Raw genomic sequence first — 25960 nt, 5'->3', positions numbered from 1 at the left:
GCTTATCAGCATCTTTAGCTCTTTCATCGTATCGGTACTTATAAAGCTTCACTTACGTTCACCATACCACTAGCCTAGCCCTCCAACCACATGATGCTTGCAGTTTATGCCCCTCTCACGATTGAGCATCTTCTTTTTCAAGAGGAGGTTCATTGTCCGCATCGCTTGGCACCAACCGGTTGCCCGATTCGCACTGATGCGTAGACTCAGACGGCAAAACATCTGGTTTAATAAGTTTTAGAATCCTTTCAGTTTCTTTCTGAATGAATTCCTCTCCTTTTAAACAATATGACCGAAGACTTTCAGGTCGCACCATCTCTCAAATGTATCAGAGATCCTTTTTTTATCGTGAACTAATTAGCCATTTTTATAAAGCTCACTTTCAAAATATTTATTGACTGCATATTCTACTAATACACTGAACATTGCTATTATTGGAATAAAAAATAATATACCTATAAACCCAAAATATGAGGTGCATATGACAACTCCTAAAATAATGATAGTTGGATGTATATGAACTTTTTTTCCTATTAATAAAGGCACTAATATGCTTGAGTCTATTAATTGACCAACACTAAATAATAGCAAGACAGCAGTACTTTCAAACCATCCACTAAATTGAGTAATGGCGCTCAAAAATCCGATAATAGTGTATAATAATGGCCCTATATAGGGTATAAATGTTAATGTTCCTGATAAAATTCCAATAGCTACAGAATGCTTCAGCCCAATTATGCTAAGGCCCACGGAGTAAAAGATCATCATGACTATACATACGTTTAACTGTCCCTTTAGGTAATTAGATATAATGAAATCTACTTTAGAAAAATAACCTGCAGCTTTTTCTCTGTAAAGAATGGGAATTAGTTTATTAGCCTTTTCTACAATTGCAGGCCAATCACGTAATACATAAAAAAACACCACAAGCGTAATAGCTATTAATGATACCATGTAAATCAAATTAAAGCTTGAATTTAGCACTTGAATTATAAGATTACTGCCCATGCTAAGAGCATTTATAAAATAAGATATATAATCACTGTAATTTTCTACTAGATTTTTAGACAAATGATCAAATAAACTATCTTCAGTTTTTATATTAAGAAATTCTAGCACAGAAGGAATCACTTTAAGCTTTAATGAAGGTATCTTATTTACTAAGAAATTTAATATTAAAGTAATTTGAAAATATATAATAGGTAAAACAAATGTAATAACTAATATAAAAGCTATCAATAAGGCAAGTGTTATAAAAACTACAGAACATGAACGCGGTATTCTATATTTTTCAAACTTGGTTACTAGCGGGTTAAATAGATGTGCAACAAAAACAGATATTAGACACGGAACAATCATAGGACGCATCAAAAATAATGCCCCTATTATGAAAAGCAGTACACAACAAATAGTTATATGACGTTTTTGCATGTGTTTAGAATAGTTAATTTACCGAAAAATATAAAGTTTTTTGTAAGTACTATCTATTCATTATTTTATTAGGCATGAGATCAGCCAAATTTTCACTCAATTGCCAACTAGATAAAACTCCGTTATGCGGGTTATCTGTAAAGCCTCTCAGATTAACGATCTTAATCGAATTTCTATTTAACAATAGATCATCTACTGCCTTTGCCAATTGTGCAGGATATGGTATTAAGGTGTCTCTTTCATGATTAATGACTACTATTGGTATATTATCATTTTGTAGCTTTTGTATATTGCTTATTATATCAAAATCTAAATTTAGGACCTTAAGCATCTTTTTCAATAAGCATGAGGGCAGTACACTTAAAATTTTTGCTTGAGGAATTGGAAAATGCTTTATTGCATTATGAAAAGAGCTGAAAGTGCTAGTAAAAATAACGCCTCCAAGTTTAATATTTTTGTCTGTAAAATATTTTAATACTTCTGATGCAACTGCTCCCCCAAAAGAATGGCCGAAAAGTATTATATTTTCCGATTTCACACCCTTCTCCATTAATTCATTGATTTTTTCTATTGAAGACTTAGATAAGCTTTGATTCTTATTTATAAATGGAATCATGAGTGGTGGTACAGATAAAAAGGTACAAGTTAAAGCTGCTAAGATGGCTAAACTTGCTGTACTAGATGTCATTGGATTAGTAAGTAATATTAAAGTTGGTAATAGTATTGATGTTCCTAAAAACAAGAAACTAGCTATTGCGTAAGTTATATAGTTTTGAAATGCAATTGGGTATTTATGTGCATGAGTGTGAAAATTAGACCTATGGAGATATGTAGATCTATCTTGTATATACCTGGCCGCATTCTTATAATTATCACCTATTCCATGAAAAAATATAAGATGTATCTCATTTTCTTTATTATACTTAGCAACGTGTATTATTTTCCTCTAGCATATATTACACCTAGTAAAAGAATATTCTTTTTTGAGAATTGGATCAACTTTTTTAAAATGCTAGATAACTTGTATTAACACCGAAAATGGTAAGCATGTACACTAACAGACTTGAGGAATACAAGATAGCAGCATTAATAGTTGCAGCAGGAGTAGGCAGTAGATGCAATGCCAAAATCCCTAAACAGTATATAAAATTGGCAGGTAAGTCTGTTTTATTTCACACAATTAGGAAATTCTTAGCTAATCAGTACATAAGTTACATAAGAGTGGTAGTGAATGAAAGTCAAAAAGATTTCTATAAAGAAGTTACGTCATCAACTATAGATACTAAATTGCTGAGTCCAGTATGTGGAGGAAAAAGCAGGCAGAGTTCAGTTAAACTTGGACTGGAGAGTTTGCAAAAGATCAATCCAGATTTTGTTATTATACATGACGCTTGTAGGCCTTTTGTATCAAATATTCTAATAAACAACTTGATTGAATCTATGATTAATGGTCAATATACAGGAGTAGTTCCAGCAATAGAAGTCGAGGATACTATATCGTTGGTGAGTAATAATTTCATTGAATCTACGATTTCAAGAGAAAAACTTAGAGCCATGCAAACTCCTCAAATTTTTAATTTCAGAGAATTATTATCGTGCCATCAATCAGTCAAAGAATTTACTGATGATTCATCACTAATGGTAGAGCATAAAAAACATGTTGCGATTATTGAAGGTGAGAAAAAGAATTTTAAGTTAACTACAAAAGAGGATATCAATATGGCAAAACTTCTCTTTGGAGAGCCAAAATTCCGTGTCGGAACCGGTTATGATATACATAAATTTGTTAAAATTCAAAATGATGCTAAGAGCTTTATAAAAATTTGCGGTGTGGAAATTGAGCATAATATGGCAATAGAGGCACATTCCGATGGTGATGTTGCAATACATGCAATCGTTGATGCAATACTCGGAGCACTAGGATGTGGCGATATAGGAGAACATTTTCCTCCTAATTCCTCTAAATGGAAGGATTGCAATTCATCTCATTTTCTTGATTTTGCTGCTAAAAAAGCACAGGAAAAAGGATATAGCGTGTCTAATTTAGATATTACTATAGTTTGTGAAGAGCCTAAAATATCGCCTTACAAAGCAGGAATGAAGGAATTCATATCAAAAATATTAGAAATTAATGGTGAATTCCTAAGTATCAAAGCAACCACAGCGGAAAAATTAGGTTCTATTGGCAGAAATGAGGGAATAGCAACGTATGCTTCTGTGCTATTGCGTGCAAATTTTTATTGAAGGTAGGAACGAAATAACTTACTTGACAAACTCCACCATTTCACTTCCATTGCAAGGAAAGTGGGAAGGTTTGTCAAGAAATTTCTATGGGCTACTTTCGACATTAATAGCTGATTCAAGTCTTCTATTCAAAATTTTCAATATAAAATCCAATTCATTTGAGTTGTTATAACGTATCATGACTTTACCCTTAGAATTACTGTCATTAATTTTGACCTTTAAACCAAGCTGAGAAGATATAGCTCCTTCTAATACTGCCATATCTTGATTTTTAGTAAACTTATGCTCTTTTCGGTCGTTATTTTGTTGTAAGTCTTTTATCAATTTTTCAGTTCGCCTAACGCTCAGGCCCTGAGAAACTATTCTTTCTGCAATACTTTCCGCATTTTCAACATTAATCAATGCTCTTGCATGACCCATAGACAATTTTTTCTCGTTGATCATTGTTTTTACTCCATTAGGGAGTGACAGCATTCGTATCATATTGGTTATGTGACTGCGGCTTTTACCTAAAGTTAAGGCTAATTCTTCGTGTGTATAGGAGAATTCATCTATTAGTTTTCTGTACGCCTCACCTTCTTCTATTGGATTAATATCTTGCCTCTGTATGTTTTCAATTATCGATACTTCTAAGCATTCCTTGTCATTTAAATCTTTTATGATAACCGGCACACTATCAAGATTTATGACCTTACTTGCTCGCCAACGACGTTCCCCTGCTACTATTTCATAACCTTCATTACTTGGATCTTTGCGCACCACAACAGGTTGTATTATACCATTTTTCTCTATCGAACCTGCAAGTTCTTTTAATGACTCCTCATCAAAATATTTTCTCGGCTGAAATTTGCTCGGGTGTAGTAATGAAATAGGTAACCGATCTTCTTTATTACCATAATTATCGCCTATGAGGCCAGCAAGACCTCTACCTAAGCGCCTATTGTCCTTCACGCTGCACCCTCACTTATCAGCTTTTTCTCTTTACAGATGCTCATGTGTTTCTTTAAAATTTCTTTTGCCAAACTTATATATGCTTGTGCACCAGGACACTTAAGATCATATACAATAGCAGGTTTTCCATGAGAAGGCGCTTCTGATAACCGTACATTACGTGGAATAATGGTCTCATACAAGGGGATAATAGTTTTATATACTTTATCATTTAAATATTGGCAAATATCATTTTTAATCTGCTCACTAAGTTTGTTGCGTCTGTCATACATTGTGAGCAATATTCCTTCTATTAACAGGAAAGGGTTTAGGTTATTTCTTTTTATCAGCTCTACAGTCTTAACTAAATGGCTCAATCCTTCCAGAGCGAAAAATTCACACTGAAGAGGAACAATAATCGAGTCAGCAGCGGTCAGAGCATTGATAGTAAGCAGACCAAGTGATGGAGGACAATCGATAATTATGTACTCATAATTATTACGTACTTTCTCTAGCGTATCTTTTAGTACGAATTTTCCCTGCTCAAGTTGTGATAGCTCAATTTCTGCAGCTGATAAGTCAACCACTGATGAAATCAGCGATAGATTTGGAATTTCCTTTATATTGAAAATTGCCGATTCCACCAATTCACTTTCGCTGCTCAGCAGTATTTTATATATATTTTTTTCTTCCCTGCTACGATAAGAAATCCCAAGTCCTGTACTAGCATTTCCTTGAGGGTCAAGATCTACCAGTAAAGTACTTTTTCCCACAGCAGCAAAGGCTGTTGATAAATTTATACTAGTTGTAGTTTTACCAACTCCACCCTTTTGATTTACTATTGCAATGATCTTGCTCACGCCTTTTATCTTATGTATAAAATAACTCTATTGTATATATGCAAGAAATTTTTGCATTAGAAAATTTTTTTTGTTGCCAATCATGCTCAAAGTAAACTGCCTTTTTTTGTCTTGTGTAACACACTTTGAACCTTATTTCCTAACTCATTCAGAGTAAATGGTTTTGGTAAAAAATGGAAGTCTTCTATATTGATTTCATCGCTCTTTAAAAAAGCATCCTCTGTATACCCAGAAATAAAAATAACTTTGATGTTTGGCCTATGTATCAATGTTTCTTTAACTATTTCTGGACCACTCACCTCTGGCATGATTACATCAGTGATTATTAGATCTATGTGTTGATTTTTTTTTCTAATGATCTCTAGTGCCTCGCTGCCTATGCTCGCTTCTATGACATTAAATCCTTTTCTTGTAAGAGCCTTAGCAGTAAATTCCCTTACTGAATCTTCATCTTCAATTAATAAAATTATACCATTACCTTTAATCTCTACCGGTTTCTCTATTTCTTTACTATCTTCCTCTTTATCATTTTCATCCGATATGTAAACTATGGGCAAAAATATGCTAAATTTAGTTCCATGATTCACTTTGCTAGCAACATAGATGTATCCTTCGGTTTGTTTAATAATGCCATATACAGTAGAGAGGCCAAGACCTGTACCAGAAGTAATATCTTTGGTAGAAAAAAATGGATCAAATGCCTTTTCAATTATATCACTCGTCATTCCACATCCAGTATCAATCACTTCAATCACAACATAATTCCCATGTTCAATCGTTTCCTTATCTGGAGAAAACATATCCTGAGGTGTAGAATTTAATGAATCAACCTTTTGATTAAAGGTTCGTATAGTTAACTCTCCCCCCTTTTCCATAGCAGCACCAGCATTAACTGCTAAGTTAAGCATAACTTGCTCTAATTGTCCTTGGTCAGCCCTAACAGCACCCAAATCGCTACCATAATAAATATTAAATTTTATATTTTCACCTATTAATCTTTTGATCATTTCATAAAGATTAGCTATCGTACCATTTACATTAATAATCTTTGGCTGCAAAGTCTGTCTTCTTGAAAAAGCAAGCAGTTGTCTTACTAAATTTGACCCACGTTTTGCATTTTGCTGTATCTGTATTATATCTCCAAAAGATGGATCGCTAGCTGAGTGCTGGAGTAAAAGCAAATCACAAAATCCTATTATTCCGGTTAATATATTATTGAAATCATGTGCAATACCACCTGCTAATTGCCCTATAGCTTGCACCTTTTGATAATGCTCAAGTTTTATCTCTAGTTTTTTACGTTCAGTATTATCAATAAAATAACAAAGTATGAACATCACTTTATTATGAAGAAACTTATTAAAATATATTTTCATGTTATTACCGCCATTGAGCTGCACATCAAAGGACGCATTATTTATCCTGTTACTTGAAAAATATTCACGCACTTTCATATGATAACCATCTGATATCAATGCAAAGATAGAATCATTACTTGACCCCGCAAGTTTTACTAATGCTATATTTTTCTTTATAAAATTGCCATTTATATCGCATTGTGCAATAGCAATTGACGAATTTGTAAAACAAGGGTGTAGTTGATAATCAACAATATTTGATTCAGTTGGTGTTATAAAGCCGTGTATATAGCTATGATTGTATTTATCACAAAATATAGCAGTACTCATATAAGCCTTAAATGGAGCACCGCTTATAGTAAAAAACATAATTTCATTTTTGGTTATTGTATCGTCATACTTAGATTGAGATATAAAATCATTGATTGAGCTACCTTTTTCCAATTTTTTTAGTTCAAACATGTCTAAAAATCTTTTATTTACAGATAAGATACCTCCTTTTGTATTTGCAACGTAAGTTGCTATATTGTGTTTCTCTATCAACTCTTCATATACCTGCTCTTTGTTTACCTGTGTTGCCTTCAGTACAAAATACCCATTCGGTCTTGCTATTGGGGCTAATGATAAATTTAAAGTCTTATTACTATTTATAGCAATTTGTGGATTATCCGGTATTGGTTCAGAGAGCAAAAGAAAGTTAGATATTCTACTCTTCTTGCTTAAGGAAATGCATACTTTTACAGAAGTGTTATTTCTTAACGCATGATAGAGTGATTTTCTGTCTTTTTCTGACACATCTCCTGCTTCAAGAATTTTATCTAGCGTAACATCATCGTTTATGTGATCTTTGAACCTTTCGTAGAACCTCGCATCAGCATAAATAATACCCTCATCTTTATGTAAAATGAGACAAAACTCTGTATTATGATTCAGCGCATTTGCAAATATTGCATTTTGAAACTCTATGATATTAAGTAGATACTTGTAACGTTTTATATTATATACCACAAAGAGAGTCATTAGAATGCTAATTAATAAATTAATCTCTATATTAACATGCTGACTATATACATTAGAAAAATAGAGTACTGATATTGCTATTGGAGGTAAGAACATAATGACTGCCATCACAATAATTGACATCCCATAATTTCTTAGTATGAAGTCAACTCTGTTCTCTTTTTTGTTATCTATGTATCTTTTACTCATTATTATTGCTTGGCATCCTTGCACATATAAAAATATTCTACTATATTGATTTAATTATTATAGATTTATTAACATCCTTGATGAGTAGTTACTATCCCAATCTAATTAAGTCCTGTAAATATAGAGTACAATAATATTAATAAGCCAACAGAAGGCATTATGGAAAAACAAAAGACACAAGCATTTGAATGGTTCTGCGCACTGAGAAACAAGATCACCGAATCTTTCTTATCAATTGAGGTACAGTCATTCACACAACCAAAAATCGAAAAAAGAAAGTGGAACCGACCAGGTGGAGGAAGTGGTGAATCTACAATTATCTTTGGTAATATTTTTGAAAAAGTTGGAATAAACGTTTCAAGAGTATACGGAAAGCTCGAAGACTCAGCCATTAATGAAATTTCTGGTGCAAGTGAAAGCAATGGAGAGTTTTGGGCAAGCGGTATATCTTTAGTGTCTCACATGCAATCTCCCCTTATCCCTGCAGCACATATGAACACAAGATTGATATATACCTCAAAACAATGGTTTGGTGGAGGAATGGACTTTACTCCAATTTATAAGGATGAGGGAGATTGCAAGTATATTCACGAATCAATTAAAGCAACTTGCGATGAGTTCAACATCGAATATTATCCGAAATTTAAAAAGCAATGTGATGATTACTTTTTTTTACAACATAGAAAAGAGCCACGTGGTATTGGTGGAATTTTTTATGACAATCTAACTTCTGGCAACTGGAAAAACGATTTTGAGTTCACAAAAGCAGTAGGTGAAGCCTTTTTAGAAATTTACTTACACATCATACACAAACATATGCAAAAATCTTGGACAAAAGAACAACGAGAAGAACAATTGATAAAACGTGGCAGATATGTGGAGTTCAATCTTCTTTATGATCGTGGTACAAGGTTTGGTTTAATGACTAATGGTAACCCCGATGCAATTATGATGTCGATGCCTCCTCTTGTTAAGTGGGTGTGAAAAGCGATTATTAATATAAAATAAATCGTTATAGTTTAAGATTGTACCACATATGGTGAGCTTTTGTATAGAGGGGTACAATCATGGGTATAAGTAGATAGTTTTTTAATTAAATCCGCTAGAAATAGCAATATAAGAGGCGTGAGGCTAGCTTTAAGTCTTCATAATATAGTAAACAGCTTTGAAAAACTCTTTTCTAGAATTAATCCTTTTAGGAACAAGGGGTCATTTGACTTGAATAATGATCAAACTTTAAATCGAGCTTTAGAGTATGCAGTAACAAATCTTGATCATAATGTAATGACGTTACTTATTAGTGCTGGAGCAAATATTAATGAGATAAATAATAGTATAGGAAATGTAATCCTTCAATACAAAATAGCATCATAAGCTATGCAGTACGGAGATAAGGACAGTCTCAAAGATCATAAAGAAAAATGTTGTTTAGTGCTTGGTGAGCTAATAAAAAAAGAAAGAAAAGAAATATTGGAGATTTTGAAACAAACGGAAAGTTGTGACAAGCTTAAAGAGGAAGTAGAGATAAAATTTAAGGCCAACTCACCTAAAAAACCTCCTAGGATTTTTGAGCATGATGATATTTTACTTTTAAAAGAGCCCATTTATGATGAGGTATATGACGCTAAGGTTAGTAACTCATTAGAAGAGTTGAGCGTATCGGAAGAATCCATTTATGCTGAAGTATATGATTTGCATAAAAGATCTACTGAAAATTTATCATTGAAAGATAGTGGTTATTCTAGTATATCAGGAGAACCTATTTATGAAGATGTAGATGATTTCTCAGAGCAAAAAAAGCCCACTAGCTTAAATCATAAAGAGCAACCAGAGCCTATTTATGCTAAAGTAGATTTATCGAAAAAGAGATCAGAAAGACAAGCAAAACATATAAAAGATAATTCTGGGACTTATCATGGATTAGTGAAGGATAAAGTGAATAATTTGCAAGTAAAACTAAATGAGCAAAGTGCTAATAAGCCAGCGAGTCAGCAAATCAAGACCAAGGCTGGCTTTAACGTAAAAGAAATAAGGCAAAATTTTGAGCGTAGAGATTCTGGATACGATTCTGGCTATGATTCAGATACAAAAGTTGAACAAAAATTAGAATTAGGATCTAAAGCTCCTAAATCTGAGATAGGTTCAGTAAGCATTGAACATGGGGTAATAGGAGGCTGTCGATATAAAATCACTACTCTAACTGTGTGATTCAAAATAATTGAATTGACTTTATATGTATAATCGATATAACTCAGTTAGATTCAAGTCGACTCTTTCGTCTAGTGGTTAGGACACCACCCTTTCACGGTGGTAACACGGGTTCAAATCCCGTAAGAGTCACTCAAACAGAATGCAAATAACTAAAGTTTTGAATGAAAAAAATTAGGCTTTATGTTGAAGAAGCTTTATCACAAAATGTAAGTTTGGCGCTTCATCCACGACAAAGTCACTATATTTACAATGTAATGCGGCTTAAGAAGCATGATAACATCTATCTTTTTAATGGAAAGGATGGAGAATGGTTAGGAGAAGTAGTGAATATATCAAGTAAATCGACAAAAATTATAATAAAAGAACGCACTAAACAACAACAACATGAAAAAAATCTATATTTGTATTGTGCTCTGGTAAAAAGCGGCGCCTTAAGCAACATAGTAAGACAAGCAACTGAAATGGGAGTAACCTGCATTCAATTTATTTCAACAGAACGTACAGTAGTAAAAAACATTAACCTAAGTAGAGCGAAATTACAGGCAATTGAAGCTGCGGAACAATCCGGTAGGACAAGTTCTCTAATTGCATAAAAGTCAACAATAATTTTTTGTATCATGAAAAATATTTTTTGATGTAAAATTCAGCTCTAATACAACCTTTTATTTATTATTGTATTATCTTATTCAATCAAAAGAGGTTTTATTGGCAATAAAAACATCAACACTAATTTCCAATTAATCTCTTTTAAACTATGTAGCCAATGAATATGTGGATAAATACGTCCACACAAACTTAAAGTATTTATCCACATATTCATTAAGCTTATAAAAACTAAGGTATCATTCTTTTCCTCTATAGTCTTAATGATTTTACATAAGTTAAAAGTAGCATGCTTCCATTGTTCTCTCCGCGGTCTAATATGGCTAATTCATATTGTAGCCAAGCCGCACTATACTTGTTAGGCGGAAGTGGACGGCAACATGTACGCCACGAAGTCTATGCTTCAACTTATCCTCTTGCTTATCCCTTCCATCGGCATTGCTATCTTTACTTTCAGTAAAATTATTGTTTTATACTTCTTTAGTGTTTATTGATAGCAAAACTCTTTTCTATCGATTAGCATCTTATGCATAATCACGGCTAATTTTCTTGCTACTGCAACAATTGCTTTTTTCATGCCCTTTTTCTTTTTAAGCTTCAATCCCCAGCTTCTTAATTTAAATGTCCTTTTACATTTTACCAGTAAGACCTGCGCGGCTTCATATAACATATTCCTACAGTCCACTGGTCCCATTTTTGATATACTTCCGTGTCGATCAATCTCACCAGAAGCGTACTGTCTTGGACTTAATCCCATATAGGCTCCAACTGTATAAGATGTTTCAAACCTATGCAGATCATCTATTGCAGCTTTATATGTCATTGCTACTATAATACCAACTCCTGGAACAGTAGTTAATAATTTACAATCCTCATCTTTTTTGCTTTGTTCTGAGAGCATTTTATCAAGTTTTCTTATTGATTCTTCTATTATTTCTAAACTATGTACTAATGATTCAATTGAGGTTTGGCTAATTTCATCTAGATTATTAACCATTTCTTGCACTTTTAAAGCAAAGTTTGCAGAACTAAGACGTTGATTAACTTTTATCCCGTATATTTTCAGTAATCCCCTTATTGTTCCCGCAATTTGCTCTCTGCAACGTATTAATTGTCTTCTGCTTCCAAGTATTATTTTAACCTGACAAGCTTCGTCTGATTTTACTAATACCTCCTTAAATAGCCCAACTCTCATCATTTGTGCTATGCCTCTTGCATCATTTTTATCATTCTTATTGATTCTCGCAGATAATGCTGCTGCCATATGCCTTGCATCTACACAAGTTACTGGTAATCCAAGATTCCTCAACTCTTTGCACATCGATATTGATAATTGCCCGCTTTCTATTCCTATGGACTCGTATTTTTTGTTTTGACCAAGCAGAAACTCAGCTATTGCACTGCTTTCACTTGCAACAACCCCTTCTTTAACAATTTTTCCTTTCTCATCAATGATACTAATAAAAGTTTCTTTGAGTGAGACATCTAACCCGCTATAATGTTTCATGAGACTACTCCTACTGTAAAAGTTTAAATTATTCTTGAAGAACTAATTCATTGAATTTGTTACTTCGTGCTAAAATAATGGAGTATGTCTCTCCATCATTCAATAGCAATTACAGTATGTATACCACAGATTTTTCTTCCTATTAATTTTTGTGAATTATCCGATTCCCAGAATAAAAATTTTGTTTTGTGTGATGAAACAGGTGAAGGACAACCTCCTAATAAAGTTCTAAAAGGCAAGAAAAACGTTGCTATTATTGTTGGCCCCGAAGGTGGTTTTTCATCTTGCGAACTTGATTCTGCCAATAAATTTTGTCAGAAACTGAGTCTAGGAAAAAGAATTTTGAGAGTTGATACTGCTGTAGTTGCTGCATTAACCTTCACCAATTGGTATAGCTAGATTTTTTAATATGGCTAGTGCAACTTGACACTCTATATAAAGAAATCTGCATTATATTTTTCCTAAAAGAAATAAATGAAACTTGCATTTTTCCGAACTATCGATACTCTTAGTAAAGAAGTCGGGGCGTAGCGCAGCCTGGTAGCGCATTTGGTTTGGGACCAAAGGGTCGGGAGTTCAAATCTCTCCGCCCCGAGATTAGAAAAATTACAAGAGCACTGTAACCTAAGAGCAATTTTTATCAGCAAGTAAATGATTGACAGCAGAATGAAGCTTTTTTCATATAAATCACTGCATATCATATTCTATCGCTCAAGTTTATAAAATAATTGACAATGTTAATTTTCTAATTTATAAATGGATTTTGAAGTGATTACCGAAGGAGGTATAGAGTTTGATTGAAGTATCAGTCCATTATGGTGATGTAGATAGAGCTCTTCCAGTGTTGAGAAAAATAATTCAAAAGGAAGGAAGAGGGCTCAAAATGAAAAAAAAATATCACGAAAAGAAATCAGAGAAAACAGCTAAAAAAAAAGCTGAAGCAAGGAAAAAGAGGTATCAGCAAGAATGCAGAAGACAGCGTTATGGTTGGTAGTTTTTACTAAGGTTAATAATTAGTTATCTTATGAATATTCATGAATATCAAGCAAAGGAAATTTTACACAAGTTTAATGTCCCGGTACCAAAGGGTTTTGTTGCTACATCTGCAGAAGGAGTAGAAACTCAAATAAATCAACTAAAATCTGACGTGTTTGTGGTTAAAGCTCAGATTCATGCAGGTGGTAGGGGTAAGGCTGGTGGTGTAAAGCTAGCAAAGTCAGTTGAAGAAGCTCAACAGTTTGTAAAGAACATGCTCGGCATAACTTTAGTTACTCATCAAACAGGGCCTAGTGGACAGCAGGTAAGAAGAATATACATTGAGGAAGGTTCAAGCATTAAAAAAGAGTACTATTTGAGTCTAGTAGTTGATCCAAAGCTCAGTAGGTTAGTATTTATATTTTCCTCAGAAGGTGGTATGGATATTGAAGAGGTAGCAAAAAATTCTCCTACAAAAATTGTGAAATTTGATATTGACCCTGCTACTGGTTTTACAAATCTTGATAACAGTAAACTTGCCAATAATTTTAATTTGAATTCAGAACAAATAGAAAGAATAACAAATATTGCAAAAAATATATATGATGCGTTTATTACAACTGATGCAAGCCAAATAGAAATTAACCCACTAGTTGAAACAAATTCTGGGGATTTTGTTGCACTTGATGCTAAAATTAATTTTGATGACAACGCTTTATATCGTCATCCAGAAATCGTGCAGCTTCGTGATTATGATGAAGAAGTTAAAGAAGAGATAGAAGCTTCAAAACATGGACTTAGTTACATCAAAATGGATGGCAATATTGGTTGCATGGTGAACGGTGCAGGTCTTGCTATGGCAACAATGGATATAATAAAGTACTATGGAGCAGAGCCTGCTAACTTTTTGGATGTTGGTGGTGGAGCGAGTAAAGAAACTGTAACTGAAGCATTTAAAATCATATTGTCTGATAGCAACGTAAAAGGAATTCTGGTTAACATATTTGGTGGTATAATGCGTTGCGATATTATCGCAAGTGGAATTGTTGCGGCTGCAAAAGAAATGAGCATTAAAGTTCCTCTAGTGGTTAGATTATCAGGTACTAATTTTGAAGAAGGAAAAAAAATCTTAGAAGAGTCAGGATTAAATATTATTGCTGCAGATGAACTGGGTGATGCTGCGCAAAAGATAGTAAAAGAGGTAAAATAAAGCATGTCCGTTTTAGTAAACAAAGATACAAGATTAATATGCCAGGGTTTTACTGGTGCACAAGGCACATTTCATTCAGAGCAAGCAATTGATTACGGAACGAAAATGGTGGGAGGTGTAACTCCTGGAAAGGGTGGTAGTACTCACCTTAATTTACCGGTTTTTAATACTGTAGCAGAAGCCAAAGAAAAAACCTGTGCAAATGCTACAGTTATATATGTACCTGCTAAATTTGCTGCTGCTGCAATACTTGAAGCAATAGATGCAAAAATAGAATTGATAATTTGTATTACAGAGGGCATTCCTATACTTGACATGGTAAAGGTAAAGCATGCTCTCGCTGGTTCAAACAGTCGATTGATTGGCCCAAACTGTCCAGGGGTTATTACACCTGAAGAATGCAAAATAGGAATTATGCCAGGACATATTCACAAACGTGGACATATAGGAATTATGTCTCGCTCTGGAACTTTAACTTATGAAGCGGTAGCACAAACAACTGCTGTTGGTCTTGGTCAATCCACGTGTATCGGAATTGGGGGGGATCCAGTTCATGGTATGACATTTGTTGACTGTATGGAGCTCTTTTTAAAAGATGACGATACTCATGGTATTGTAGTTATTGGTGAAATAGGTGGAAACGAAGAAGAAGATGTATCACATTTTGTGAAAACAGAAAAAACTAAAAAGCCAATCGTTGGTTTTGTAGCAGGCCAAACGGCACCTCCAGGAAGACGTATGGGACACGCTGGAGCAATCATCTCTTCCAGCGGTGGAAGTGCTGGTGCAAAGTTAGAGGTTATGCGCAGTGCTGGGATTGCGATTGCAGAAACCCCTGCTGTGATTGGTAAAAAGGTGTTAGAAGTAATGAGTGTCAGTGCCTAGCCTAGGTCATAAAAACCCTATATCCCCAGTCATCAGTATATTTTTTGACCACTCAATCAGTAAATGACCTCCTGGTAAATGTACTGAAGTTTGTTTAGTAGCCAAACACTTACGAAGTATAGATGCAACAAATGCTGCACAAGCCGCACTACCACATGAAGCAGTAATACCTGTTCCTCTTTCCCAAACTCTTAAGTTTATTTCTCCAGATTTTTCTATTTGTGCAATACTAACATTTGTTTTCTGAGGAAATAATTCGTGATTTTCTAGCTTTGGTCCTAAATTCTGCAATGGTATTTCGCTTATGTTATCAACAAAAAAAACTATATGAGGGTTACCAATATTTACTGCAACTGGCTCTTTCAGCATTTCAAGCTCTATAGGTAGATAAAGGGGATCGCATTCACAAGAAAGAGGAATTTCATTCCATTTAAGCAGTGGTTTACCCATATTGACCTTTATTGATTTATCACCTACTTTAAAACATTCTAAGATACGATTATTTATCAGCTCAATAGTGATATATTCAGTACCTTTTTCTAACATTATCAAATATCCAACACAGCGTGCTGCGTTTCCACACATTTCAGCTCGACTACCGTCAGCATTGTAGATATGCATAAAGCAGTTTGCAGCATTAGACATTGTTATAATTATCACTTGATCACAACTGCCTTGATCAGCAATTTGTCTATAATTCCAGTCTAAATTATTTGCTGAACGTGAGTCTATGATAACAAAACTATTGCCAGTACCATGCATCTTTACAAACGGGATCTTGTCTGTTAGGTTACTTACCATTATAGCAAAATTATATAAGTGAAAATTTTTCTTCTAATTACAGCTGTTTTGTATTCTATAGTTTTCTGTAATGTGAGTGCTAAGTCAATACCGGAGAACAGCAAAATGCTCTTTTGGCAAACTGGAGTCAGAAAGGGAGCAAATGTTTTCAATAGAAAAGTTGATAGTGACTTAATCAAAGCAGCAAAGGAATACAAAATTGGTTTTATTCGTCTTGCTCCTGACAAATTTGAAACTACGCAACGTGACTTCCTCTTAGGCAATGCAGACAATTATCCGGGCCTGATTTCCAAAGACCTGAAAGTTCTGAAAGATGTTTTAGATGCTTTTCATCAACAAAAAATACCAGTAGTGTTAACGATGCTTAGCTTACCTGGATCTAGATGGAAGCAAAATAATAACGATAAAGATGATTTACGTTTATGGTCAGATCAAGCTTTTCAAAAACAAGCAGCAAAATTTTGGCAAGATCTTGCGAAAGAGCTTAAAGATCATCCTGCTATTGTTGGATATAATATCTTAAATGAACCACATCCAGAAAGGCTTTATAATACTGCAGACTCGGCTATTTATAAAGTAGAACAAAGCAAAGTTCAGAAGAATCTATTTGGCTTTTATAGCAGCGTGGTAAACAGTATCCGCCAAGTTGACTCAGAGACCCCAATAATACTTGATAGCAGCAGTTATGCTGACTCTAATACTTTTAACAAATTTGAACCAGTTAGTGATAAAAATGTTCTTTATTCATTTCATATATATGAGCCCTTTGCTTATACAAACTTAAAATTAAACCAAGGTAACTTCGCCTACCCTGGACATGTTCAATCTTTTGATGCAAAAAAAGTAGAGTATTGGAATAAAGATAAGTTAAAATCATATATAGAACCTGTAAAAATTTTCCAAAAGAGGTATAATATACCAGATTATAAGATCCTTGCTGGAGAGTTTGGCGGGCACCGCTGCTCAAAAGGATTAGAGCACTATTTTCGAGATCTTACTTCTATTTTTAATGAATATAATTGGCATTTTGCTGTTTATGGCTTTCGAGAAGATATATGGGATGGTATGGACTATGAACTTGGAAACGAGAAGCTTTCATGGAAAGACTGGCAAGCAATTGAAGAGGGTAGGATGAAAAAAAATTATTTGCCAAATAATTCAATTTTTAAGATATTAAGAGAAGAATGGTCAAGTCAGCTCGCTGGCCATTCGTCATAAAAGAATATTTCTTTTATTGATCTTCTTTGTTTTTCTTTGACTTCAGCACCCTCTTTTTCGTAACCAACTGCTATCACTGACATTACATTAAAATCATCAGGTATATTGAATCTCTTAACTATTTTATCTCTATCAAATCCACCCATTTGATGAGCCATTAAGTTCATAGCTGCAGCCTGCAGCATAAGTGCATAATTTGCTGCACCAGTATCATGTTTAGCCCAAAGATTTTCTCCTTTACCTTGTTTACGGAAGTTCTTAGCGCTTAGAGATATAATTAGTATTTGTGCATCTTTTGCCCACTTTTGATTAGATTCATCAAGGCAACCGAGCAATTTTTTCCATGCGCTTTGATTGTTCTGTTTGTTGCATATCACATATCGCCAAGGTTCATCACCAAAACACGAGGGTGTTAGCCTTACAGCTTCTATTAAAATATCCATTTCTTTCTGAAATATTGCTCTTGTAGGATCGTATGAACGTCCGCTGTGTCTTTCTTTCATCAACGATAATAGATCTTGTTTACTCATCATTTTTAAATAGTGCATAAATAATTCATTGTAGCGCAATATAAGCAAAATTTAAATTGCAAAACCTCTTATACACATATATTACATTTAGTAAGTTATTTTTATTGGGAAGATATGTTTATAACACAATCAAGCAGTAGGTCAACACTGGCTGAAATATTGTCTTGTGTTTTACTTTTATTCTTGATGGCTCAAATAAGCATACCATTGCAGCCTGTGCCTATCACATTGCAAACTTTAGGATTAATGCTTGTTGGGCTTAAATTTAACCGCAGAACAGCATTCTATTCTGTGCTTACATATCTATCACTTGGTGCAGCAGGATTTCCTGTTTTTGCGAATTTTTCTAGTGGTTATCACATTTTTCTTGGACCAACAGGTGGATATTTAATTGGCTGTTTAGCTGCTGTTATGGTAATGAACAAAGTAAATGAATTACTGAACTCTAAATATAAATCATTTATGTGTAATTCTTTAAGTTGTCTGGCGGGTACAGTCGTAATCTTTATTTGTGGTATTAGTTGGCTTACTATTTACGTGGGTCTGAAACAAGCAATAATGGTAGGTGTTTTACCATTCATCCTTCCTGGTTTGGTAAAAATTTTTCTACTTGTAGCAGCTTTGCAGTATTTGAAAAAGTGATAAGGTTTCGTCCTCATCATTTTATGTGCACTCTTGCATTTCAAGGGTATGGATATTCTCAGAGCTTTGTAGAAAATTACAAAAAGATAGCAAGTAAAGTAATTAGTGATCCTAATACTAAAATCGAAGTAGTTGATAATCTTGACACTATTTGTAGTGTTTGCCCAAACCAGACTAAACAAGGTAAATGTACCACACAAGCTAAAGTTTTAGAGCTAGATAGAAGGCATATGGAAATTTTAGGAATAAAAATTGGCGAGATTTTGACCTGGAGTAAAGCAGTAAAAAGAATTAGAAAGAAAATGTCTTTAGAGAAATTTGACTACGCATGTGAGGAGTGTAATTGGCAACCATATGGAATGTGTAGAAGTGCTCTTTTAACTCATTCTAAATAGTATCTGCCAATTAATAATATCTTTATTATTATATTAGATAAGTAATTTAGCATTTATGAATTTGTAATGTGTTGCGTATAGTTCAAAGAAATAAGATTTACTGGTTACGCGCTGCAGCCAATGCCACAACACTAGGATCTATGTTTGTCTGCATGTTAATTTGCGTTGTGATTTTATGGAGGTCTTCTGTTACTTATGCTAGTGAAAATTTGGAGATACAGAAGGTCTTTGATAGTGTTGTCAAGCATATAAAAGCTGATAAAAAATATAAAGATCTTGATGTTATCGAGAGAAAAAGTGACAAATTTAATATCAAAATTTCGCAGAATTCTGGCAAGAATTTTGACATATACTCTATTTTAAAAAAAGCAAAAGATTCCTTTGAGTTAGGAGATAGTGAAACAGCTACTTCTCTCCTCAATCAGATTATCGCAAAATTTCCTTATCATGAAAGTGCTTTAATTGGACTAGGGAATATCTATTACGCTAACAAAGAATTTAAAAAAGCTGTAGAGATTTACACAAGACTGTTAAAAGAATATCCTAGCAACCCTTATGTATTAAAGAATTTTCTGACGATAATTTCACAATATGATCCTAATTTAGCATTGAGTGAAATGTTGAAATTGTATGATACACTCAGAAATAGCGCCCCTTTATCAGCAAATTTAGGTTTGATCTATATGAAAAAAGGGGATTACATAAAAGCTAAAGAATATATGAAAGCAGCAATTTCTTTAGATCAAAACAATATTTTTTATACCTATAATTTAGCTGTTATTCTAGATAAGCTCTCAGATTTTAAAAATGCCACAGCATGTTATTCAAAGTTGTTGAACATGTCAAAAAATGCAAGTGAAAGAATACCTTTATACAAGGTAGCAGCAAGGCTAAAATTTATACAACTCCATAGTGCGCACTCAGCGATTCCATAAGAGTTGCTTGTATCGCTATTTTTGTTTACAACAACAACATTGAACTATAGAATTATATCTAGAGGGGTAATTAGCTCAGCTGGTAGAGCATCTCGTTTACACCGAGGAGGTCGGCAGTTCAAGTCTGTCATTGCCCATTAGCCTAGTTGAATATTAATATTACAATTATTTCAATCAAAGTATAGAAAATGCAAGACAACATAGTACCAGTTTCAATAGTGAAAGAGCTAGAGGATTCTTATCTCTCCTACGCAATGAGTGTGATCATAAGTCGAGCTATACCTGATGTGCGAGATGGATTTAAACCTGTTCATAGGCGCATATTATACGCAATGTCGAGGGCTGGGTTCGATGCCGGTAAACCGTATAAAAAAGCAGCTCGTATAGTCGGGGATGTAATGGGAAAATATCACCCACATGGTGACATGGCTATTTATGACTCCTTGGTCAGGATGGCTCAAGATTTTTCTCTTCTTTTACCACTGATTGATGGGCAAGGTAACTTTGGTTCGATAGATGGAGATCCGCCAGCTTCAATGCGATATACAGAAGCAAGGCTCCACAGAGTGTCGCATTTTTTACTAAATGATATTGACGAAGATACAGTTGATTTTAGGCCAAACTATGATGGAAATGAAACAGAGCCTGTTGTACTGCCTGCAGAATTTCCGAATCTATTGGTAAATGGTGCAAGCGGTGTTGCAGTTGGTATGGCAACCAATATTCCTTCTCACAACCTTGGAGAAATAATAGATGCTTGTATGTTATATATAGATAATCCTGAAGTTACTTTGGATGAGTTACTTGAAGTGATGCCAGGGCCGGATTTCCCAACTGGGGGAATGATTCTTGGAAGGTCTGGAATAAGATCAGCATTTGCAACTGGTCGTGGCTCAATTGTTGTGCAAGGCAAGACTCACATAGAAGACCTGCCACAAGATAGGCAAGCAATAGTGATTAATGAAATACCTTACCAGGTAAATAAAGTAAAATTAATTGAGAAGATAGGTGAGCTTGTAAAAGAAAAAAGAATTGATGGCATAACAGAAATTAGGGATGAGTCTGATAAGTCTGGTATTAGGGTAGTAATTGACCTCAGAAGAAATGCTGAAGCAAGTTTTATACTTAATCAATTATTAGGACTAACTCCACTAAGAAGTAGTTTTAGTGTTAACACTCTAGTCCTCAACAATAACAGGCCTGCTTTGATGTCATTAAAAGAAATCATAGCTGCTTTTGTTGATTTTAGAAAAGAAGTATTAATCAGGAGAACAGAATTTCGTCTAAGAAAAACGAGGGAAAAAGCTCATATATATATAGGGCTCTACATTGCGGTCTTGAGCATAGGTGAAGTGATAAAAATCATCCGTGGTGCAAAAGATCCTGCGGAAGCAAGTAGAGAACTTTTAAATAAAGAATGGAAAACTTCAGCTGAGATAAACACAATTATTGGATTAATCTCAGACAGCATGAGCTTTTTGAAAGACGGAGTGTATAGATTAACTGAGCTGCAAACGAAAGCTATTCTTGACATGAAATTGCAACGTTTAACAGGCCTTGAAAAAGACAAATTAGAAGCTGAGCTAAGTTCAATGATCAACCTGATAAAAGAATATATCGCTTTTCTTGGCTCAGGAGAGAAGTTGATGAAAGAAATAAAAAACAATCTACAAGAAATAAAGAACAGATTTGCTGTGCCGCGAAAAACTTCAATAGAGGAATCAGATACGGACATTGAAGCTGAAGATCTAATTCCACAAGAAGATATGGTAGTGACCGTAACTATGAATGGTTACATCAAACGTGTGAAGCTCTCTCACTATAGAACCCAGCATCGTGGTGGAAAAGGAAAGCTAGGACAGGGGTTAAAAGAGGAGGACGTAATCACAAAATTATTTGTTGGAAATACTCATACTAGCCTTTTATTCTTTTCTAATACTGGTCGAGTTTACAGATTAAAGGTTTATAAACTGCCTCTTGCAGAGCCAACTGCACGTGGAAGAGCGCTTGTTAATATATTCCCGCTTAGCGATGGTGAAACTATAACTAACATCATGCCGCTTCCAAGTGAGAATGACGAAAATCAAAATATAGTTTTTGTTACTGCTCATGGGAACATAAGGCGTAACTCCTTAGCAGATTTTCACTATATTCCAAGCAATGGAAAAATAGCAATAAAGCTCGACGAAGGGGATAGGTTAATATCAGTTAAAGTATGTAGCGAAATTGATCATGTTCTACTTTCAACAACACTTGGAAAAAGCATCAGATTTGTTGTAAGTGATGTGCGTCAATTTAAAAGTCGCAATTCAGATGGCGTAAGAGGTATCAAACTTGCAAAGAATGACAGCGTGATATCTATGACCATATTAAATGGGATAGGTGTAGCAACAGAAACAAAAGAACTTTACTTAAAAGTTCCACTTGCAAAAAGACTGGGGACTGCAATTAATAACTTCATTGATTCTAAATTGGAAAAGACTTTGAATGATTTAGGAATAGATAACAAACTGTTCTTAAAACTTGCAATGAATGAGGAGTTCATATTAACTATTACTGAAAATGGCTTTGGTAAAAGAACTTCTGCGTACGAGTATAGGGTAACAAATAGAGGTGGTGTTGGTATTACAAATATCCTGACTACCGACAGAAACGGTAATGTTGTTGCTAGCTTTCCAGTTGAACAGGGTGATAATATCATGCTTATTACAGATAAAGGAAAGTTAATTCGTATTTCAGTAAATGATATCAGAATTGCAGGACGTAGCACTCAAGGAGTCACTCTGTTTAAAACAGAGAGTAGAGAAAAGGTGGTGTCAGTAGCGAAAATTGAGGATCCCGATTCCACTGAAGATAGTATTTCCGAAATTGACAACTCTGTTTCTTCTTAACTGTATAGCAAAGGTTAAACAAATAGTGCAAATTTCTATTGATTAATCTATAATATTTAAATTAAAATATGTGTCTATGTTCAAGTAGAGATTGATGGATAAGAAGTTAACTAAAAATAAAAAATCATTGACGAATGAGAAGAATAAAAAAACATCTCTTGTTAAAGATTTTGCCAAAAATAAGAGTAGAAGAGATTTTATCACATTAACTACGTGTGCCATGGCAGGTATAGGAGCTGCAAGCGGTCTTTGGCCATTGGTTAAGTCTATGAATCCTTCTGCTGAGGTTTTAGCGATGTCTACGGTTGAAGTTAATCTATCTGATATTCAAGAAGGACAAGGAAAAAAGGTAAAATGGCAAGGTAAGCCAGTATTTATCCGCAAGCGCACAAAACAAGAGATTGAGGCTGCAAGAGCCATAAATGCAGAAAATTTGAGAGATCCTGAATCAGATGAAAAAAGAGTATACAAAGGAAAAGATGAATGGTTAATTATGATTGGAATATGCACCCATCTTGGATGTGTACCAGTTGATCACGCTACAAAAGACGGCAACGGTTGGTTCTGCCCTTGTCACGGTTCATATTATGACACATCAGGCCGAGTAATTGGCGGTCCTGCACCAAAGAACATGGCTATACCTGACTACTTTTTTCCAAGTGAAAATATTGTAGTAATTGGCAAGAAGGCTTAACGGATTTTCATAATTAAAGTAATAAAAGTATATTGCATTTCAAGAAGCACACTGACTTCATAGGCAAAGCTCTTGAAGTCTATCAAGCTAATTTTATACTATGCACATATTCGGGTGATAATTAAGAAACTTGCCTGCCAAATTTTCAGAGTTGACAGCTAAATTTAAAACTTGTTCCTTTGCGTCAGAAAAATTCTGACTAACTTGCTTAAAGTTATTTTCTAACTCTTCGAGGATGGAGCTGAAATTAAAAAAACTTTTCTGCATTTTATCAAGATTTTGAGTTATATAGCTTAATACATAAAGATAGAGACAAGAGGGGAAGAGATATGGTAAAGCAAGAAAAAGCTGAAAGTGAGGGAATAAATGGAGTCACCATATCAATATGAATTAAGGGAAAGAGTGATTTCAGTGGAATTGGGAGTCGCAATAGTAAAAGTGAAAGAAATCTTCAAAGTAGAACTATCCCCCAAAGCTGCACATGGACATAGAATATCCTTTGTCAGGGATGGACGTAAACATTGAAGATCTTCCCCTAGAGCTGGATATAGATATAAAGTCATTTATGCCATTACCTATATTCGAGAAAAATATCACATGCCAAGAACCTTGTCAAAATTATATAATCTATCTCTAGAGCAGGTTATTGAGAATGTCAATCCACATAAAAGAGCCAGGTATTCCTAACACCACTAAACTCACAAATTCATTTGCTAGAGTTTATAAGTTCTTGTTTATAATAATTTTATTATATCGTAAAACCATCTATATCGGCCTATTTAAACAGATTTTACTTTCCTTAAGGATTTTTTAAAGACCACCTATTGAATTCTATGATATTATTTTTTGTGAGATTGTTATACACGTTATGGCAAGGAAGGCAGAGAGATTTGTTAAGTAGTTTTTGCATCTATATGAGCTACTTGAATAATGGTTACAATATTTGTACAATTGTACAGCATGAGCTGAGTTCGCTTAGCCCTTATCTACATATTCAGTTCCACCAACAGTTATTGCATCGACCTTGAGTGTTGGCTGACCAACTCCAACAGGCACATTTTGCCCGTCTTTTGAGCACGTACCAACACCAGGATCTAACTTTAGATCATTACCAATCATTGATACTTTTTTTAGCACTGTTGGCCCATCACCAATTAGTGTTGCTCCTTTCACTGGCTGTGTAATTTTACCATTTTCTATTAGGTAAGCTTCTGAAGATGAGAAAACAAATTTTCCTGATGTTATATCAACTTGTCCACCACCAAAATTTACTGCATATAGGCCTCTTTTTACACTGGATATTATTTCTTCTGGTGCATATTTTCCTGCCAACATATAGGTGTTTGTCATGCGTGGCATAGTAACTTCTTTGTAACTTTCTCTTCTACCATTACCAGTTGGATTTACACCCATAAGTTTAGCGTTCATATGATCTTGCATATATCCTTTTAGAATTCCATCTTCTATAAGCACATTATAGCCAGGTAAAGTACCCTCATCGTCTATGCTAATAGAACCACGCAAATTAGGTAGAGTTCCATCATCAATTACAGTAATGTTACTGGCTGCCACTTGTTTACCCATAGAATTTGAAAATGCCGAGATTCCTTTACGGTTAAAATCACCTTCAAGTCCATGACCTACAGCTTCATGCAATAATATTCCTGGCCAACCTGAACCTAAAACAACTGTCATCTCTCCAGCCGGAGCTGGAATTGCCTCAAGATTTACTAGCGCTTGTTCTAACGCTTGGTTTGCAACTTTTTTCCACTTCTTCTCAGAAACAAATTTACTATAAGAGTCTCTTCCACCGTGCCCTGCAGAACCTCTCTCTGCTCGGCCATTTTTCTCTACGATGACTAGTACATTAAAACGTACCAAAGGCCTGATATCGCTTAACCTGTGATCATCTTTTATTATTTGTACAACTTGCCATTCTCCATTTAGAGTTATTTTTACCTGCTTCACGCAGTTATTCTTCGACCTTACATACTCATTAATCTCATTGAGTAGTTTAATTTTTGAGCTCAGATCCATTTCATTTATGGGATTAATCTTTGAATACAGGCTTTTTGCCTCCTCATTTAAGTTTACTGAATTTGTTTTGCTTAAAGATGCTGAACTTTTTACCATAGAAGCAGCTTTACTAATTTCTTTTTCGCTAATCTCAGAAGAGCAAACAAAAGACGTACTATCTTCACAAAAAGACCTGAGACCAAATCCTCTTCTGATATTTAAATCCATATGTTTTAATATATTATCATCAAAAATCAGGGATTCTGATTGGCAAAACTCTAAAAATAGCTCACCACCATCACTATTGCTCAAAGCGTTGTTGACTATTTTATATACATTATTAATATTAACATTGTTCTGAGCAAAAAATATTTGATCTAGATTTGGCATTACCTTTGAGCTAAAAATTGTTTAA

24 protein-coding genes, 3 tRNA genes and 2 pseudogenes are annotated in these 25960 nt (G+C 34.4%); 19 read left to right on the top strand and 10 right to left on the bottom strand.

Annotated elements, in window-relative coordinates:
• Nucleotides 1-115 precede the first annotated feature (115 nt).
• From MJ631_RS05935 to MJ631_RS08255, 3 genes are read right to left on the bottom strand one after another with little or no spacing between them, the layout of a single operon-like run.
• A complete protein-coding gene (locus MJ631_RS05935) occupies nt 116-313 on the bottom strand; it encodes a hypothetical protein (RefSeq protein WP_230609272.1) in 198 nt (65 codons plus the stop codon).
• A gap of 44 nt (nt 314-357) precedes the next feature.
• Entirely contained in the window at nt 358-1431 is a 1074-nt protein-coding gene (locus MJ631_RS05930) for an AI-2E family transporter (protein ID WP_026097254.1), read from the bottom strand.
• Nucleotides 1432-1480: 49 nt separating this feature from the next.
• Entirely contained in the window at nt 1481-2368 is an 888-nt protein-coding gene (locus tag MJ631_RS08255; protein WP_425383939.1) for an alpha/beta hydrolase family protein, read from the bottom strand.
• 101 nt (nt 2369-2469) lie between these two features.
• Here MJ631_RS08255 and ispD point away from each other — a divergent pair, with 101 nt between their 5' ends.
• Nucleotides 2470-3675, top strand: coding sequence for a 2-C-methyl-D-erythritol 4-phosphate cytidylyltransferase (gene ispD / locus MJ631_RS05915; RefSeq protein WP_012481959.1), 1206 nt, complete (start codon nt 2470-2472; stop codon nt 3673-3675).
• An 84-nt stretch (nt 3676-3759) separates the two neighbouring features.
• Here the strand turns inward: ispD and MJ631_RS05910 are convergent, their stop codons facing one another.
• The 3 genes from MJ631_RS05910 to MJ631_RS05900 all read right to left on the bottom strand — a co-directional run bounded on the left by MJ631_RS05910 (nt 3760) and on the right by MJ631_RS05900 (nt 8032).
• Nucleotides 3760-4626, bottom strand: a complete 867-nt coding sequence (locus MJ631_RS05910; protein WP_007302356.1) for a ParB/RepB/Spo0J family partition protein — start codon at nt 4624-4626, stop codon at nt 3760-3762.
• Nucleotides 4623-5465 carry a ParA family protein gene (locus tag MJ631_RS05905; protein ID WP_006014513.1) on the bottom strand — a complete coding sequence of 281 codons (843 nt, stop codon included), beginning with the start codon at nt 5463-5465 and terminating at the stop codon, nt 4623-4625. The genes MJ631_RS05910 and MJ631_RS05905 overlap by 4 nt, the downstream gene beginning before the upstream one ends.
• Before the next feature lie 86 nt (nt 5466-5551).
• A complete protein-coding gene (locus MJ631_RS05900) occupies nt 5552-8032 on the bottom strand; it encodes a response regulator (protein WP_007302355.1) in 2481 nt (826 codons plus the stop codon).
• Between the two features lie 159 nt (nt 8033-8191).
• Between MJ631_RS05900 and hemF the strand changes: the two genes are divergently transcribed.
• The 5 genes and pseudogenes from hemF to MJ631_RS05875 all read left to right on the top strand — a co-directional run.
• Complete coding sequence (gene hemF / locus MJ631_RS05895) at nt 8192-9016, top strand: oxygen-dependent coproporphyrinogen oxidase (RefSeq protein WP_007302354.1); 825 nt, start codon at nt 8192-8194, stop codon at nt 9014-9016.
• Nucleotides 9017-9250: 234 nt separating this feature from the next.
• Complete coding sequence (locus MJ631_RS05890) at nt 9251-9406, top strand: hypothetical protein (protein WP_007302353.1); 156 nt, start codon at nt 9251-9253, stop codon at nt 9404-9406.
• Nucleotides 9407-9409: 3 nt separating this feature from the next.
• Nucleotides 9410-10240, top strand: coding sequence for a hypothetical protein (locus tag MJ631_RS05885; protein ID WP_007302352.1), 831 nt, complete (start codon nt 9410-9412; stop codon nt 10238-10240).
• 60 nt (nt 10241-10300) lie between these two features.
• Nucleotides 10301-10372 (top strand) — tRNA-Glu (locus MJ631_RS05880).
• A 32-nt stretch (nt 10373-10404) separates the two neighbouring features.
• Nucleotides 10405-10821 (top strand): annotated as a pseudogene (locus MJ631_RS05875) (RsmE family RNA methyltransferase); the annotation flags it as partial.
• A 512-nt stretch (nt 10822-11333) separates the two neighbouring features.
• On the opposite strand, the gene MJ631_RS05870 reads toward MJ631_RS05875, so the two are convergent.
• Nucleotides 11334-12353, bottom strand: a complete 1020-nt coding sequence (locus MJ631_RS05870) for an IS110 family RNA-guided transposase (protein ID WP_214303242.1) — start codon at nt 12351-12353, stop codon at nt 11334-11336.
• A 120-nt stretch (nt 12354-12473) separates the two neighbouring features.
• On the opposite strand from MJ631_RS05870, the pseudogene MJ631_RS05865 reads away from it, so the two are divergent.
• The 5 genes and pseudogenes from MJ631_RS05865 to sucD all read left to right on the top strand — a co-directional run.
• A pseudogene (locus MJ631_RS05865) lies at nt 12474-12752 on the top strand (RsmE family RNA methyltransferase); the annotation flags it as partial.
• Nucleotides 12753-12874: 122 nt separating this feature from the next.
• Nucleotides 12875-12948: transfer RNA gene (locus MJ631_RS05860), tRNA-Pro, on the top strand.
• Nucleotides 12949-13146: 198 nt separating this feature from the next.
• Nucleotides 13147-13347 (top strand): 30S ribosomal protein S21, encoded by a 201-nt coding sequence (gene rpsU / locus MJ631_RS05855; RefSeq protein WP_007302350.1) that lies wholly within the window; start codon nt 13147-13149, stop codon nt 13345-13347.
• Between the two features lie 30 nt (nt 13348-13377).
• Nucleotides 13378-14538: an ADP-forming succinate--CoA ligase subunit beta gene (sucC, locus tag MJ631_RS05850; protein WP_007302349.1), complete on the top strand. Its 1161-nt coding sequence runs from the start codon at nt 13378-13380 to the stop codon at nt 14536-14538.
• A 3-nt stretch (nt 14539-14541) separates the two neighbouring features.
• Nucleotides 14542-15423, top strand: coding sequence for a succinate--CoA ligase subunit alpha (sucD, locus tag MJ631_RS05845; protein ID WP_007302348.1), 882 nt, complete (start codon nt 14542-14544; stop codon nt 15421-15423).
• Between the two features lie 6 nt (nt 15424-15429).
• On the opposite strand, the gene dapF is transcribed toward sucD, so the two are convergent.
• Nucleotides 15430-16224: a diaminopimelate epimerase gene (dapF, locus tag MJ631_RS05840; protein ID WP_012481958.1), complete on the bottom strand. Its 795-nt coding sequence runs from the start codon at nt 16222-16224 to the stop codon at nt 15430-15432.
• Nucleotides 16225-16329: 105 nt separating this feature from the next.
• Between dapF and MJ631_RS05835 the strand changes: the two genes are divergently transcribed.
• Complete coding sequence (locus MJ631_RS05835) at nt 16330-17442, top strand: glycoside hydrolase family 5 protein (protein ID WP_052264978.1); 1113 nt, start codon at nt 16330-16332, stop codon at nt 17440-17442.
• On the opposite strand, the gene MJ631_RS05830 is transcribed toward MJ631_RS05835, so the two are convergent.
• On the bottom strand, nt 17418-17990 hold the full coding sequence (locus tag MJ631_RS05830; protein WP_052264977.1) for a nitroreductase family protein: 573 nt from the start codon (nt 17988-17990) through the stop codon (nt 17418-17420). The genes MJ631_RS05835 and MJ631_RS05830 overlap by 25 nt on opposite strands.
• A gap of 96 nt (nt 17991-18086) precedes the next feature.
• Between MJ631_RS05830 and MJ631_RS05825 the strand changes: the two genes are divergently transcribed.
• The 7 genes from MJ631_RS05825 (at nt 18087) to MJ631_RS05795 (ending at nt 24054) form a co-directional block, all read left to right on the top strand.
• Nucleotides 18087-18614 (top strand): biotin transporter BioY, encoded by a 528-nt coding sequence (locus tag MJ631_RS05825; RefSeq protein ID WP_214303151.1) that lies wholly within the window; start codon nt 18087-18089, stop codon nt 18612-18614.
• The gene (locus MJ631_RS05820) at nt 18611-19009 is read left to right on the top strand and encodes a DUF1284 domain-containing protein (RefSeq protein ID WP_029237639.1); all 399 of its coding nucleotides are present in this window, start codon (nt 18611-18613) and stop codon (nt 19007-19009) included. The genes MJ631_RS05825 and MJ631_RS05820 overlap by 4 nt, the downstream gene beginning before the upstream one ends.
• Before the next feature lie 68 nt (nt 19010-19077).
• Complete coding sequence (locus MJ631_RS05815; protein WP_012481956.1) at nt 19078-19944, top strand: tetratricopeptide repeat protein; 867 nt, start codon at nt 19078-19080, stop codon at nt 19942-19944.
• 64 nt (nt 19945-20008) lie between these two features.
• Nucleotides 20009-20081 (top strand) — tRNA-Val (locus MJ631_RS05810).
• A 51-nt stretch (nt 20082-20132) separates the two neighbouring features.
• Entirely contained in the window at nt 20133-22835 is a 2703-nt protein-coding gene (gyrA, locus tag MJ631_RS05805; RefSeq protein WP_262986268.1) for a DNA topoisomerase (ATP-hydrolyzing) subunit A, read from the top strand.
• A gap of 94 nt (nt 22836-22929) precedes the next feature.
• Nucleotides 22930-23529 carry a ubiquinol-cytochrome c reductase iron-sulfur subunit gene (gene petA, locus MJ631_RS05800; RefSeq protein WP_006014178.1) on the top strand — a complete coding sequence of 200 codons (600 nt, stop codon included), beginning with the start codon at nt 22930-22932 and terminating at the stop codon, nt 23527-23529.
• A 366-nt stretch (nt 23530-23895) separates the two neighbouring features.
• Nucleotides 23896-24054 (top strand): hypothetical protein, encoded by a 159-nt coding sequence (locus tag MJ631_RS05795; RefSeq protein WP_019078626.1) that lies wholly within the window; start codon nt 23896-23898, stop codon nt 24052-24054.
• A 450-nt stretch (nt 24055-24504) separates the two neighbouring features.
• Here MJ631_RS05795 and tldD read toward each other — a convergent pair whose 3' ends face one another.
• Nucleotides 24505-25935 carry a metalloprotease TldD gene (gene tldD, locus MJ631_RS05790; RefSeq protein ID WP_007302340.1) on the bottom strand — a complete coding sequence of 477 codons (1431 nt, stop codon included), beginning with the start codon at nt 25933-25935 and terminating at the stop codon, nt 24505-24507.
• Nucleotides 25936-25960: the final 25 nt, after the last annotated feature.

Origin of the sequence: Wolbachia endosymbiont of Oryzaephilus surinamensis (assembly GCF_025617515.1) — a bacterium.
Lineage (GTDB): Bacteria > Pseudomonadota > Alphaproteobacteria > Rickettsiales > Anaplasmataceae > Wolbachia.
This window is presented reverse-complemented; position numbering and strand designations above follow the sequence as displayed.